Annotated in this window: 12 protein-coding genes and 1 riboswitch; of the genes, 8 read left to right on the plus strand and 4 right to left on the minus strand. The window is 68.5% G+C overall.

The window, feature by feature from the left end; all coding sequences use genetic code 11:
- The first annotated feature begins 106 nt into the window (after positions 1 to 106).
- From MKK52_RS11750 to MKK52_RS11785, 8 genes are all read left to right on the plus strand, one after another.
- Complete coding sequence (locus tag MKK52_RS11750; RefSeq protein WP_243954030.1) at positions 107 to 571, plus strand: GatB/YqeY domain-containing protein; 465 nt, start codon at positions 107 to 109, stop codon at positions 569 to 571.
- Between the two features lie 124 nt (positions 572 to 695).
- Complete coding sequence (gene dnaG, locus MKK52_RS11755) at positions 696 to 2,576, plus strand: DNA primase (protein ID WP_243954031.1); 1,881 nt, start codon at positions 696 to 698, stop codon at positions 2,574 to 2,576.
- A 219-nt stretch (positions 2,577 to 2,795) separates the two neighbouring features.
- The gene (gene rpoD, locus MKK52_RS11760) at positions 2,796 to 4,778 is read left to right on the plus strand and encodes an RNA polymerase sigma factor RpoD (protein WP_243954032.1); all 1,983 of its coding nucleotides are present in this window, start codon (positions 2,796 to 2,798) and stop codon (positions 4,776 to 4,778) included.
- Positions 4,779 to 4,847: 69 nt separating this feature from the next.
- The gene (locus MKK52_RS11765; RefSeq protein ID WP_243954033.1) at positions 4,848 to 6,107 is read left to right on the plus strand and encodes an adenylate/guanylate cyclase domain-containing protein; all 1,260 of its coding nucleotides are present in this window, start codon (positions 4,848 to 4,850) and stop codon (positions 6,105 to 6,107) included.
- 28 nt (positions 6,108 to 6,135) lie between these two features.
- Positions 6,136 to 6,266: riboswitch (TPP riboswitch) on the plus strand.
- A 68-nt stretch (positions 6,267 to 6,334) separates the two neighbouring features.
- Positions 6,335 to 7,552 carry a glycine oxidase ThiO gene (gene thiO, locus MKK52_RS11770; protein WP_243954034.1) on the plus strand — a complete coding sequence of 406 codons (1,218 nt, stop codon included), beginning with the start codon at positions 6,335 to 6,337 and terminating at the stop codon, positions 7,550 to 7,552.
- Entirely contained in the window at positions 7,549 to 7,761 is a 213-nt protein-coding gene (gene thiS / locus MKK52_RS11775; RefSeq protein ID WP_243954035.1) for a sulfur carrier protein ThiS, read from the plus strand. Before thiO ends, thiS begins: the two co-directional genes overlap by 4 nt.
- A gap of 3 nt (positions 7,762 to 7,764) precedes the next feature.
- Positions 7,765 to 8,565 (plus strand): thiazole synthase, encoded by an 801-nt coding sequence (locus tag MKK52_RS11780; protein WP_243954036.1) that lies wholly within the window; start codon positions 7,765 to 7,767, stop codon positions 8,563 to 8,565.
- A complete protein-coding gene (locus MKK52_RS11785; RefSeq protein WP_243954037.1) occupies positions 8,562 to 9,194 on the plus strand; it encodes a thiamine phosphate synthase in 633 nt (210 codons plus the stop codon). The genes MKK52_RS11780 and MKK52_RS11785 overlap by 4 nt, the downstream gene beginning before the upstream one ends.
- On the opposite strand, the gene MKK52_RS11790 is transcribed toward MKK52_RS11785, so the two are convergent.
- Genes MKK52_RS11790 through MKK52_RS11805 form a run of 4 tightly spaced genes read right to left on the minus strand, consistent with a single transcriptional unit; the run spans position 9,170 to position 13,263 of the window.
- Positions 9,170 to 9,922 (minus strand): peptidase, encoded by a 753-nt coding sequence (locus MKK52_RS11790; RefSeq protein WP_243954038.1) that lies wholly within the window; start codon positions 9,920 to 9,922, stop codon positions 9,170 to 9,172. The two genes, MKK52_RS11785 and MKK52_RS11790, sit on opposite strands and share 25 nt — an antisense overlap.
- 27 nt (positions 9,923 to 9,949) lie before the next feature.
- Positions 9,950 to 10,774, minus strand: coding sequence for a transglutaminase family protein (locus MKK52_RS11795; RefSeq protein WP_243954039.1), 825 nt, complete (start codon positions 10,772 to 10,774; stop codon positions 9,950 to 9,952).
- A 50-nt stretch (positions 10,775 to 10,824) separates the two neighbouring features.
- Positions 10,825 to 11,766, minus strand: a complete 942-nt coding sequence (locus tag MKK52_RS11800; RefSeq protein ID WP_243954040.1) for an alpha-E domain-containing protein — start codon at positions 11,764 to 11,766, stop codon at positions 10,825 to 10,827.
- Between the two features lie 60 nt (positions 11,767 to 11,826).
- Positions 11,827 to 13,263, minus strand: coding sequence for a circularly permuted type 2 ATP-grasp protein (locus MKK52_RS11805; RefSeq protein ID WP_243954041.1), 1,437 nt, complete (start codon positions 13,261 to 13,263; stop codon positions 11,827 to 11,829).
- Positions 13,264 to 13,305: the final 42 nt, after the last annotated feature.

Below are 13,305 nucleotides of genomic sequence, written 5' to 3' on the forward strand. Positions count from 1 at the left end.
GACTGCGGCATGTGATGTGGTCAATGTGGCTGCAACTCGCGTGCCGTTCAACGCCCGTCGTCGCGTGGCAGCCGCCCGCTTTTCACACCCTCTAAAGGACTTCGAGATGCAGTTGCGCGAGCGTTTCACCGCCGAGATGAAAGAGGCCATGAAGGCCGGCGACAAGGGCCGCCTCGCCACCGTGCGGATGATGCAGGCCGCCCTGAAGGACAAGGACATCGAGGCGCGCGGCCTCGGTAAGGACCCGGCCTCGGACGAGGACATCCTCTCGCTGCTGCAGAAGATGATCAAGCAGCGCACCGAATCGGCCACCGTCTACGAGCAGGCCGGACGCCCCGAACTCGCCGAGAACGAGCGCGCGGAGATCGCGGTGATCGAGAGCTTCCTGCCGAAGCAGATGGACGAGACCGAGGTGAAGGCCGCCGTCGAGGCCGCCATCCTCGAGACCGGCGCGGCCGGGCCGAAGGACATGGGCCGGGTGATCGGCGCCCTGAAGGGCACCTTCGCCGGCCGCATGGACTTCGCCAAGGCGAGCGGCCTCGTGAAGGAAGCCCTCGCCGCGAAGGCGTGAGAGCCAGAACAACGCAACAGCGCGGCTCTGCCCGCAATCCCCCGGCGGGGCGGCGGGCGGGCCGGGACTCGGTGGGGTGGAACGCGCTATACTCGCCGGTCCCGCCCTCTGCCCCGCGATACCCTTGCGCTATCCGCCGCACATTCTGGAAGAAATCCGCGCCCGGCTTCCGGCCTCGGCCGTGGTCGGCCGCCGGGTCCAGCTGAAGAAGGCGGGACGCGAATGGCGCGGGCTGTCGCCGTTCAATGCCGAGAAGACGCCGAGCTTCTATGTGAACGACCAGAAGCAGTTCTACCACTGCTTCTCGTCCGGCAAGCACGGCGACGTCTTCACCTTCCTGATGGAAACGGAGGGCCTGAGCTTCCCAGAGGCCGTCGAACGGCTGGCGGGCGAGGCGGGCGTTCCGCTGCCGGCGCCGACCGTCGAATCGCGGGAGAGCGAGAAGAAGCGCGCCACCGCCATCGACGTGATGGAGATGGCCGCCGCGTGGTTCGAGGAGCGCCTGCGCTCGTCCAAGGGTGCGGACGCCCGCGCCTATCTCGACCGGCGCGGCCTCGGCGACGAGGTGAGGGCCCGGTTCCGCCTCGGCTACGCGCCGAACGAGCGCTACGCCCTGCGGGATCATCTCGCCGGCAAAGGCGTCGAGCGCGACACGATGGTCGAGCTCGGCCTGCTCGCGGGCGGCGAGGACGTCGCCGTTCCTTACGATTATTTCCGCGACCGGGTGATGTTCCCCATCACCGACCTGCGCGGTCGGGTCGTGGCCTTCGGGGGCCGCGCGCTCTCGAAGGACGTGCGGGCCAAGTACCTGAACTCGCCGGAGACGCCGCTCTTCCACAAGGGGCGGATACTCTACAACCTGCACAACGCTAGAAAGGCTGCGCACGAGCGCAGCTCGATCATCGCCGTCGAGGGCTACGTCGACGTCATCGCGATGACGCTCGCGGGCCATGGGGAAACGGTGGCGCCGCTGGGCACCGCCCTCACCGAGGACCAGTTAGCCCTCCTGTGGCGGCATGCCGACGAGCCGGTGCTGTGCTTTGACGGCGATGGTGCGGGCGTGCGGGCCGCACACCGCGCCATCGATGTCGCCCTGCCTTTGCTGGAGCCGGGCAAGAGCCTGCGCATCGCCCTGCTGCCGGCTGGGCAGGATCCAGACGATCTCCTGCGCTCGGGCGGTCCCGCCGCTATCGACCGTGTGCTCGAAGCGGCCATCCCCCTGTCGGAACTGCTCTGGCGCCGGGCGGTCGAGGCACAGCCCGTCGACACGCCGGAGCGCCGCGCCGGGTTCGCCCGCGCCCTGCGCGCCACGATCACGACGATCCGCGACGAGACGGTGCGGCGCTATTACCGCGACGACATCGAGGAGAGGCTGCGCGGGCTGTCGCCCCAGCCCGTGCGCAACGCGCCGCAGAACCGCGAGCGCGGCCGGCGGCAGCCCGAGCCGGTTTCGCCGCGCCTGCGGGCGGCGCCCAGCGCCTCCGTCACCGCCTCGGCGGGGTTCAGCGGTGCCGCGCCCGTGCGGGAATCGATGATCGCCGCCACCTTCCTCGTTCACCCGGCGATGGTCTCGACCTTCGGCGACGAATTGGCGGAACTGGACTTCGCTGATTCGGACTGCCGTGCGGTCGTCTCGGTCCTGCTGGCCTGCGCCACCGAACACACGCTACCTGACGCGACTCTGTTGCAGGAACGCCTCACTCGCACGGGACTGGCCGAGGCCGCAGAGCGCGTGCTGGGTCTGGCCCGTTCGCGGGAGCGGGCGCAACTCGATCCGCAGGGCGATCCTGCACAGTGCGCGGACGCCTTGCGCCAAGCGATGATCTTGCACCGGCAGGCCGGAGCGCTACATAGCGAACTTCACGAGGCCCGGCAGGCGTTTGAGGCCGATCCGACGGACGCCGGCTGGACTTGGGTCTGCGACGTGAAAGAGAGGCTGGCAATCGTGCTGTCTGCGGAGTCGGAGGCTGATCTGCCGGCGACGGATGCGCGAAGCGCGCCGTGACTTCCCTGGGGCGCTGGCGCTATAGGCGGCTACCGGCTGTGGCCGCTCCGCGCTGGCAGCCTTAGTTAACACAAGGTCAAGCGTCAGGCTTGCATACGAAGATGGGTCGCGCGGTCATCCGTCGCGACTCGCACCAGTTTTTGCATCGCGGCGTCGAAGGCGTGGACAGGCTCCCGATGCCTCCGCAATCCGCCGCAACGGGACAACAATAGGCTCATCATGGCGACGAAGGCAACGGAACGGGACGAGGCGGACGCTGCACCCGAGCAGCAGACCGACGGGCCGCTCCTCGACCTGTCTGATGCCGCAGTGAAGCGGATGATCAAGCTTGCGAAGAAGCGCGGCTACGTGACCTATGAAGAGGTCAACGAGGTGCTTCCCGAGGGCCAGTCCGACCCGGACCAGCTTGAGGACGTGCTGTCCCAGCTGTCCGAGATGGGCATCAACGTCGTCGAGGCCGAGGAGACCGAAGAGGCCGCCGCCGGCGAGAAGGCGGCGACCGGCGAGGCCGACGAGGAGGAGGCCGAGGGCGGCGAAGTCGCGGAGGTCACCTCGACCCGCGCCGTCGCCGTGGCCACCACCACCAAGGAGCCGACCGACCGCACCGACGATCCGGTGCGCATGTACTTGCGCGAGATGGGCTCTGTGGAGCTTCTCTCCCGCGAGGGCGAAATCGCCATCGCCAAGCGGATCGAAGCTGGGCGCGAGGCGATGATCGCCGGCCTGTGCGAGAGCCCGCTGACCTTCCAGGCCATCATCATCTGGCGCGATGAGTTGGTGGAGGGCAAGGTCCTCCTGCGCGACATCATCGATCTCGAAGCGACCTATGCCGGGCCGGACGGGCGCAACGCGCCGCAGATGGCCGAGGGCGAGGCCGACGAGGATGCCGACGCGCCGACGCCCCCCGACGGGGGCGACGAGGAGGACGACCTCGAGAACAACGTCTCGCTCGCCGCGATGGAAGCGGAGATCAAGCCGCGCGTCCTCGAAACCTTCGACGCGATCGCCCAGAACTACCACAAGCTGCGCAAGGCACAGACGGAGACCGCGTCCGTCGCCGTGGCCGACAAGACGTCGGCACAGACCAAGAAGCAGGGCGACCTGAAGGACATCGTCGTCGCCGACGTGAAGTCCCTGTCGCTCAACAACAACCGCATCGAGGCGCTGGTCGGCCAGCTCTATGCGATCAACAAGCAGCTCATCGGCCACGAGGGCCGGCTGATGCGCTACGCGGAGAGCCACGGCGTCGCCCGCGACGAGTTCCTGCGCCATTACCAGGGCTACGAGCTCGACGCGGCCTGGATGGATCGCGTCGGCACGCTCGGCGGCAAGGGCTGGAAGAACCTCGTCGAGAAGGGCCAGAAGCAGGTCAAGGAACTGCGCGCGCAGATCCTCGATCTCGCCTCGGAGACCGGCCTTGAGATCGGCGAATTCCGCCGCATCGTGAACATGGTCCAGAAGGGCGAGCGCGAAGCCCGGCAGGCCAAGAAGGAGATGATCGAGGCGAACCTGCGCCTCGTGATCTCCATCGCCAAGAAGTACACGAACCGTGGCCTGCAGTTCCTGGACCTGATCCAGGAGGGCAACATCGGCCTGATGAAGGCCGTGGACAAGTTCGAGTACCGCCGGGGCTACAAGTTCTCGACCTACGCGACGTGGTGGATCCGGCAGGCGATCACCCGCTCGATCGCCGATCAGGCGCGGACCATCCGCATCCCGGTCCACATGATCGAGACGATCAACAAGATCGTCCGCACCTCGCGCCAGATGCTGCACGAGATCGGCCGCGAGCCGACCCCGGAGGAGCTGGCCGAGAAGCTGGCGATGCCGCTCGAAAAGGTCCGCAAGGTCCTGAAGATCGCCAAGGAGCCGATCTCCCTCGAAACGCCCATCGGCGACGAGGAAGACAGCCACCTCGGCGACTTCATCGAGGACAAGAACGTCGTCCTGCCGATCGATGCGGCGATCCAATCGAACCTGCGCGAGACCACGACGCGAGTGCTCGCGTCACTGACCCCCCGCGAGGAACGCGTGCTGCGCATGCGCTTCGGCATCGGCATGAACACCGACCACACCCTTGAAGAGGTCGGGCAGCAATTCTCCGTGACCCGCGAGCGCATTCGTCAGATCGAGGCGAAGGCGCTGCGCAAGCTCAAGCATCCGAGCCGCAGCCGGAAGCTCAGGAGCTTCCTCGACAACTGAGTCGGCGGCGCGTGCCGCCGGCTCACGGCAAAGCCTTGCTTTGCCGTTACGGAATCCCACCTTGGCGCCATGCTCGAACGACGTCCGCCACTGCCCGGAACACCGACGGCCGATGCGGACGGCTCCGAGACCAGCGACGTGCCGTTCGGCGCGCTGGAGCCCTCGGTCGGCATCCGCGACTGGCTGCTCGGTGAGGGCGCCCGCATCGACAAGGCCGAGCGGATGCTCGAAGGCTTGGCCGAGCGGCTGATCGACATCGGTGTTCCAGTCGATCGCGCCTCCACCGCCATCGACACGCTCCACTCGGAATATGCCGGCGTCGGGAGGGTCTGGACGCGCAACGGCGGCGTCACGGTGCGGCTCTTCCCGCACGGCAGCCGCTCGCAGGAAGCCTATCTCCGCAGTCCCTTCGCGGAGGTCCACCGGACCGGCCGGTGGCTGATCCTCGACCTCTCCGAGACGCCGGACGACTCCTACGCCATTGTGCCGGACCTCAAGGCGGAGGGGTTCACGCACTACGTCGTCGCGCCGCTGTTCTTCACGAACGGCACGCAGAACGGCATCACCTTCGCCACCAAGTGCCCGACGGGGTTCGAGCGCGAGCACATCGCGATCCTGCGCTTCATCATGCCCGCGCTCGCGGCGGTGATGGAGATGCGGGTGCTGAACAAGCAGCTCGACCACGTGCTGCGGGTCTATGTCGGCGACGAGCCGCACCGGGCGATCCTGTCCGGCGACATCCGGCGCGGGCAGGTGACGCGCATCCGCTCAGCGATCCTGTTCGCCGATATGCGCGACTACACGCGCATCTCCGCCGACATGACGCCGGAGGAGGCGGTGGCCCTCCTCAACGTGTTCTTCGATTGTCTCGTCCCGCCCATCGAGGGCGAGGGCGGCGAGGTGCTGAAGTATCTGGGCGACGGGCTGCTCGCGATCTTTCGCGAGAGCGGCGACGACCTCGGCGGCGCGGCCAAGGGCGCCCTGACGGCGGCCCAGCACATCCTGGCAGCCATCGACGAGGCCAATGCCCTGCACCAGTTCCCGGTGCCGATCCAGGCGGGCATCGCCCTCCACCACGGCGAGGCGGCTTACGGCAATGTCGGCTCGGGCTCGCGCCTCGACTTCACGGTGATCGGCCGCGACGTGAACCTCGCGAGCCGGCTCGCCAAGCTCAACCGGGGGCTCGGCGAGGAGCTTCTGATGTCGAAGCCCTTCGTGGATTTCCTGTGGGGCGACCCGGTCCCGGTCGGCGTCCACACGCTCCACGGGTTCGAGGAACCGATGGCGGTGTTCAAGCCGAAGTTCCTGCGGCCGCGCAAACGGGATTGACCCCGGCGGCGCGAGGGCCCACATCTGCCTCTGTTCCAGGGAGATCCCCGGCAAGGGGCTGAGAAACCGATGGCACGCCCTTGATGGGGCCTGCGGCGCGGAAATCCTTCGAACCTGATCCGGTTCACACCGGCGTAGGGATTGGACCGCGGCCGTCGTCCTGACAGGCCATCGCTTTTCACGAAGCACCCGGCCCCATCCCTCCGCCCGATATGCGGAGTGTCGCCATGGGGCTTCCGAGGCCCGTTTCACCCATCGGACAGCGCCGGGATCCGGGGCTCGACGCCCGGACCACGAGCCTGCCCACGCGCGCGGATGTCGCCGTCATCGGCGGCGGGCTGATCGGCCTGGCCAGCGCGTGGCGCCTCGCGTCCCGGGGTGTTTCCGTCACGGTGATCGAGCGGGGAAGCGTCGGCTCCGGCGCGAGCCTCGCCGCCACGGGAATGCTGGCGCCGGCCGCCGAGCACGAGCCGGGCTCCGATCCGCTCCTGCCCCTCGCCATGGACTCGCTCGCCCGCTGGCCCGGCTTCCGCGACGAGCTCGAAGCCGCCTCCGGCCTCCCCATCGATTACCGGCCGGACGGCACGCTGGTCCTCGCCGTCGGCCGCGACGAGGTCGAGCGCCTGCGCTTCCGCTACGATCTGCAGCGCCGCTCCGGCCTCGACGCGACATGGCTGAACGGCACCGAGATCCGCCGGCTTGAGCCCGTCTTGCGTCCCTCGGTGACTGCGGGCGTGCAATGCCCCCTCGACCATCAGGTCGATCCGCGCCTCGTCATGGCGGCACTGGTCCGCGCCTGCGAGGCGGTGGGCGTGACGATCATCGAGCGCATGGCCGTCACCGGCCTCGACTGGTCGGGCGGGCGCGTGACCGGCGTGCTGACGGAAGCCGGGCGCCTCTCCGCCGAGACGATCGTGCTCGCGGCCGGCGCCTGGAGCGGGGAGGGCGGGCTCCTGCCCGACAGTCTCGCCTTGCCGGTGCGCCCCCTGAAGGGGCAGGCCCTGGCCCTGCGGACTACACGCCAGACCGGCACCCTGTCCCACATGGTCTGGACCGAGCAGGTCCACATGGCCCCGAAGAGCGACGGCCACCTTATCGTCGGCGCGACGGTAGAGGATTGCGGGTTTCGCGCGGGCGTCACGGCGGGCGGGCTCTACGCCCTGCTCGAAGGCGCGCGGCGGGTCCTGCCGGGCATCGAGGAAATGGAGGTCGAGGCCGTGTGGAGCGGCTACCGCCCGACCTCCGACGACGACGCGCCGATCATCGATGCCATCGCACCGGGGCTGGTCGTCGCCACCGGCCACCATCGCAACGGCTATCTGCTGGCGCCCGTCACCGCCGATGCGGTGGCCGACCTCGTGGCCTTAGGCGAGATGCCGGCCGTGGCCCGCGCCTTCACCCTGGCGCGCTTCGCGCGACCGGAGCCGAGGAGGGCCGCACGGTGAAGCTCTTCGTCAACGGCGAGCCCCGCGAGAGCGAGGTCGCCACCGTCGAGGCCCTGTTCACCGCCGAGGCGGAAGAGGCCGGGATCGAGGGGCCGCAGGGCATCGCCATCGCCCTCAACGGCCGCGTCCTGCGCCGGAAGGACTGGGCGGACACCACCATCACGCCGGGCGACCGCATCGAGATCGTCCGCGCCATGCAGGGAGGCTAGAGCATGGACAGCATCGTCGCGCCGCTGCGCCCCGAAGAGGACGACGCCCTGGTCATCGCCGGGGTGCGCCTGGGCTCGCGCCTGTTCCTCGGCACCGCCGGCTACCCAACCCAGGCGATCATGCGCGACGCAGTCGAGGCGTCCGACGCGGAGGTCGTCACCGCATCGATCCGCCGGGTCTCCCTGCGCGGGCACGGGTCGGACACGGTGAGCCTGCTGAAGGGGCGCCGCTTCCTGCCGAACACCGCCGGCTGCGAGACCGCCCGCGACGCGATCATGACGGCCGAACTCGCCCGCGAGGCGCTGGACACCACCTGGATCAAGGTCGAGGTGATCGGCGACCGCGAGACCCTGTACCCGGACGTCGCCGAACTGATCGATGCCTGCCGCCACCTCGTGGACGAGGGCTTTACCGTCCTGCCCTATTGCAACGACGATCCCATCGTCTGCCGCCGGCTAGAAGACATCGGCTGCGCCGCCGTGATGCCCATGGGCTCGCTGATCGGCTCCGGCATGGGCGTCGCCAACCCGGCCAACATCGAGTTGATCTGCCGCCGGGCGGGTGTGCCGGTCATCGTCGATGCCGGGATCGGCACGGCGTCCGATGCGGTGATCGCCATGGAACTCGGCGCCGCCGCCTGCCTCGTGAACACCGCCGTCGCCAAGGCGGACGATCCCGTTCGGATGGCCCGCGCCATGGCCCGCGCCGTCCAAGCGGGCCGCGATGCCTATCTCGCCGGGCGCATCCCGCGCCGGGGCCGGGCCGATCCGTCGAGCCCGCAACTCGGCCTCGTCGGCTCGTGAGCCTGCCGTCGTCGCTGCTCGCGGTGACGGACCGGCACGGCCATGCCCGCCCCCTCGCCGAGACGGTGCGGGCGGTGCTGGCCGGGGGAGGGCGCTGGATCTGGTTCCGCGACCGCGATCTGCCGGCGGACGAACGGCGCGATCTCGGGGAGGCGGTGGCGGGGGCGGTGCGCGCGGCCGGGGGATTCCTGAGCGTCGGCGGGGATCTCGACCTCGCTCATGCGCTCCGCGCAGACGGCGTTCACCTGCCGATGTCCGCCCTACCCGGCTTGCAAGAGCGGGCAGGGCCTAAGTTGCTGGTCGGCCTCTCCGCGCATTCGGTGGGCGATGTCGCGGCGGCGGCCGAGGCGGGCGCCGATTACGTGACGCTCAGCCCGATCTTTCCCACCGCCAGCAAGCCCGGTTACGGACCGTCCCTCATGCCGGAGGCGATCACTGCCGCGCGACGCCTTAGCCTGCCCGTCGTCGCCCTCGGGGGACTCGCGGAGGACACGCTCGGCCCCTGCCGCGCGGCAGGGGCGACGGGGTTCGCCGTCATGGGCGGGTTGATGCGGGCCCCTGACCCGACTGACGCGACGCGCCGCCTCCTGGCCGCGTGGTCCGCTCAGCCCTGCGGCGAGGGTCCGTAGGGCGGGCGCGGGATGGCCCGGTGGGCCGCGCGCAGGGCGGCGGACCAGCGCTCACGCAGGTCGTGGAAATAGCCCTCGCCCGCCTCGATCCGGTGGTTCACTTCGAGGGTCAGCACCCCGCGCCGGGCCACGGCGATGTCGATCGGCAGGCCGACGCCGAGGTTCGAGCGCATGGTCGAATCCATTGAGACGAGGCCCACCTTGAGGGCGTCGTAGAGATCGGTCTCGAACTTCACCGCGCGGTCGAGGATTGGCTTGCCGTATTTGTGCTCGCCGATCTGCAGGAACGGCGCGTCGGTGCTGCACTCGATGAAATTGCCGGCCGAGTAGATCAGGAACAGCCGCATCGGCTCGTTGCCGATCTGGCCGCCGAACAGCAGCGAGATCGAAAACCGGATGCTCGCCGCCTCGAAGCCCTTCTGCTCAATGGTCCGCACCTTGCGGATCGCCCGGCCGACCAGCTGGGCTGCCTGGAACATGGTCGGCGCGTCGATCAGACGTTGGGCGGGCTCGCCCTCCTCGCCCGGAACCCCCTCCTGCAACATGCTCAGCACCGACTGGGTGATCGAGAGGTTGCCGGCCGAGGCCAGCATCATCACGCGCTCGCCCGGCACGTTGAAATGGTGCAGCTTGCGGTAGGTCGAGATGTCGTCGAGCCCCGCATTGGTGCGGGTATCGGCGACCATCACGAGGCCCTCCTCGACGAGGACACCGACGCAGTAGGTCATGGGTTCAGGGTTCCGGCGTGGGATGCGTCAGCATTGGACGGCAGACCTGCCTTGCTCGACGCGAAGCTTCACGTCCAGCGTCTCGGTGCCGCCACCCATGCGGCTGCCGCGGATCGGGGCCGCGCCGAGATAGTCCAGTCCCATGGCGAGGCGGATATACTGCTCGGACGGGCTGATCTTGTGGACCGCATCGAAGGCGACCCATCCGAGATTCGGCACCAGCGCTTCGGCCCAGCCATGCGGGGCCTCGACTTCGGCCTCGCCGTCGTCGCGCGCCCGGTAGCCCGCCACGTAGCGCGCCGGGATGTTCAGGTGCCGCGCGCCCGCGATGAAGACGTGGGCGATGTCCTGCGAGTTGCCGCTGCCCGCCGCCAGGGCCTTGGCCGCCGGAACGGCGGCGTTCGCCGGGCCCGATTCGAACGTCACCGCGTCGTGCACCGTCTCCATGAGCCGGTGAAGCACGGCGAGCGGGTCTTCGGCGCCGCGCGCGGCTCCTTCCGCGAGGTCGTGCAGTTCGGGGCTCGTGACGCAGAACTCCGTGTCACGCAGGTAGAACAGGTCGGGCAGCCGCTCGACCGAGCCGCGTACGACGCCGTGCGTGTCGTCGGTATCGGCCTCGCCGGTCACGCGGATCATCAGGGCGTCGGCCGCCTCGTCCGGGGTGAACCAGTGGACGATGTTGCCGAACCCGTCCTCGCGGGCGGTCAGGCGACCGTCCACGGAGGTGTCGATGCGCCAGCGGCGGATGTATTGCCCGTCATGGTCGCGCGGCGTCAGGCGCAGGATCTGGATAAGACCCCGTGCCGGCTGCTCGTAGGTGTAGCTGGTCTCGTGGACCACGCGGATGCGCATGCGCCTTTCCCGCCTGTGATGATCGTCGGATGCCCGGCCCCCGGCCGGACTCAGCCGACGAGATACTGCTTGGCGATCGCTTCGCCCACCCCGTTGTTCTCGACGATGAACGCTTCCACGAACTCGTGGAGGCCGGCGTTGAAGATGCGGTCGATGTTGTCGCTCTCCAGCTTGGCGAGCAGGTTGCCCGCCAGACGCTGGCTCGGCCCGCGCCGTCCGTAGGCGTCGGCGATGAGGTCGAGGTACTCCACGATCACGCCGTAGCAATTGGCGAAGGAGCGCGGCATCTGCTTGTTGAGCATCAGCAGGTCCGCCACCAGCAGGGGCTTCACGCTCTCGCGGTAGACCCAGTGGTAGGCCGTCAAGGCCGAGACTTCGCGCAGGATCGTGGTCCACTGGAAGTAGTCGAGGCTGCCGCCGATCTTCTCGTCGTGCGGCAGGAGGATCTGGTACTTCACGTCGAGGATGCGGGCGGTGTTGTCGGCGCGCTCGATCGCCGTGCCCAGCCGCGTGAACCAGAAGGCGTCGTTGCGCAGCATCGTGCGGAACGCCGAGCCGTCATAGGTGAGCGAGACGGTCTTCACCCAATCGAGGAAGCGGCCGAACTCGTCGCGGTTCAGGTCGCGCCCGGCATAGGAGCGCAGTTCGAGCCACGCGCCGTTGATCGCGTCCCACATCTCGGTGGTGAGGGCGGTGCGCACGGAACGGGCATTCTCCCGGGCCGCCTCGATGCAGGAGCGGATCGAGGACGGGTTGTGGGGGCTGAATGCGAGGAAGTCGCACACCGTGTCGGCGTTCACGACGCTGTAATGCGGCTTGAACAGCTCCGGGTCGCCGGCCGAGGCCAGGGCCGATTCCCACTCGTTGCTCTCCCCATAGCTGGAGGGGAGGGCGGCGAGGCGGTGAGCGGCGTCGAGGATGCGCGCGACGAAGTCGGCGCGTTCGACGTAGCGCGAGAGCCAGTAGAGGTTGTCGGCAGTCCTGGAGAGCATGGTGCGGCTCGATCGTCCCGGCCCTGAGGGGCTTACGCGGTCTTGAACGGGTTCAGGCGGTCAGGCGTCGAGTACCCAGGTGTCCTTCGTGCCTCCGCCCTGGCTCGAATTCACCACGAGGGATCCTTCCTTGAGGGCGACGCGCGTCAGACCGCCCGGCACGATACGAATCTCGTCCGCCCCGCATAGCACGAAGGGCCTCAGGTCGACGTGGCGCGGGGCGATGCCGGAGGCGACGAAGGTCGGGCAGGTGGAAAGCGAGAGGGTCGGCTGGGCGATGAACCCGTCCGGCGCGTGGCGCAGCTTCTTCGCGAAATCGTCGATCTCGCGCTTGCTGGCATGGGGGCCGACGAGCATCCCGTAGCCGCCCGAACCGTTCACTTCCTTCACCACCAGTTCGGACAGGTTTTCCATCACGTAGGAGAAGGCCTCCTTCTCGCGACAGCGATAGGTCGGCACGTTGTGCAGGATCGGCTCCTCGCCCGTGAAGAACTTCACGATCTCCGGCATGTAGCTGTAGACCGCCTTATCGTCCGAAATGCCGGTGCCGACCGCGTTGGCGAGCGTCACCGAGCCCCGCTCGTAGGCGTTCATGATGCCCGGCACGCCGAGCACCGAATCCGGCCGGAACACCAGCGGATCGAGGAAGTCGTCGTCGAGGCGACGGTAGATCACGTCGACCTTCCGCGGCCCCTCGGTGGTGCGCATGTAGACGACATCGTCCTTGGTGAAGAGGTCGGACGCCTCCACCAGTTCGACGCCGAGTTTGTCGGCCAGGAACGAGTGCTCGTAGAAGGCCGAATTGAAGCGGCCGGGGGTGAGCAGAACGACGGTCGGGTCGCGGGTGGCCGAGGTCGGGGCGAGGCTGCGCAACGTCGCGAGGAGGGCGTCGGGATAGTTCTCGACCGGGGCGACGCGATGCTTCGAAAACAGGTCCGGGAACAGACGGAGCATCACCTCCCGGTTCTCCAGCATGTAGGAGACGCCGGAGGGGATCCGGGCGTTGTCCTCCAGCACGAAGAAGTCCTTCTCGCCGGTGCGGACGATGTCGATGCCGGCGACATGCACGTAGAGATCGTGCGGCACCCGGAAGTTGCGCATCTCCATCCGGTAATGGGCGTTCCGGTAGACGAGGTCGGCGGGAATGATGCCGGCCTTGATGCATTCCTGCGCGCCGTAGACGTCCTTCAGGAACATGTTCAGCGCCGTGACGCGCTGCTTCAGCCCCCGTTCCAGAAAGTCCCATTCCGGCCGGGTGATGACCCGGGGAATGATGTCGAAGGGGATCAGGCGTTCGGTCGATTCGGTATCGCCGTAGACCGCGAAGGTGATGCCGATGCGCCGGAACAGCAATTCGGCCTGGGAGCGGCGGGTGTTGAAATGGTCGGCGGGCGTCGAATCGAGCCAAGCCTTCAACCGACCATAGGCCTCGCGGAGGGTGCTCGGATCGGCGGAGCCGCCCAGGCCGGTCATTTCGTCGAAGGCTGCGGCAGCCATGCTGTGCTCTCTCCCAAGCGCTCAAGCTCAAGAGGCAAGAGG

The organism is Methylobacterium sp. J-067 (assembly GCF_022829465.1).
Lineage (GTDB): Bacteria > Pseudomonadota > Alphaproteobacteria > Rhizobiales > Beijerinckiaceae > Methylobacterium > Methylobacterium litchii.

Excerpts from the sequence above, each read along its gene's own strand:
- MKK52_RS11750 (WP_243954030.1), top strand. The coding sequence starts at position 107 with ATGCAGTTGCGCGAGCGTTTCACCGCCGAGATGAAAGAGGCCATGAAG.
- rpoD (WP_243954032.1), top strand. The coding sequence starts at position 2,796 with ATGGCGACGAAGGCAACGGAACGGGACGAGGCGGACGCTGCACCCGAG.
- MKK52_RS11765 (WP_243954033.1), top strand. The coding sequence starts at position 4,848 with ATGCTCGAACGACGTCCGCCACTGCCCGGAACACCGACGGCCGATGCG.
- thiO (WP_243954034.1), top strand. The coding sequence starts at position 6,335 with ATGGGGCTTCCGAGGCCCGTTTCACCCATCGGACAGCGCCGGGATCCG.
- MKK52_RS11780 (WP_243954036.1), top strand. The coding sequence starts at position 7,765 with ATGGACAGCATCGTCGCGCCGCTGCGCCCCGAAGAGGACGACGCCCTG.
- MKK52_RS11790 (WP_243954038.1), bottom strand. The coding sequence starts at position 9,922 with ATGACCTACTGCGTCGGTGTCCTCGTCGAGGAGGGCCTCGTGATGGTC.
- MKK52_RS11795 (WP_243954039.1), bottom strand. The coding sequence starts at position 10,774 with ATGCGCATCCGCGTGGTCCACGAGACCAGCTACACCTACGAGCAGCCG.
- MKK52_RS11800 (WP_243954040.1), bottom strand. The coding sequence starts at position 11,766 with ATGCTCTCCAGGACTGCCGACAACCTCTACTGGCTCTCGCGCTACGTC.
- MKK52_RS11805 (WP_243954041.1), bottom strand. The coding sequence starts at position 13,263 with ATGGCTGCCGCAGCCTTCGACGAAATGACCGGCCTGGGCGGCTCCGCC.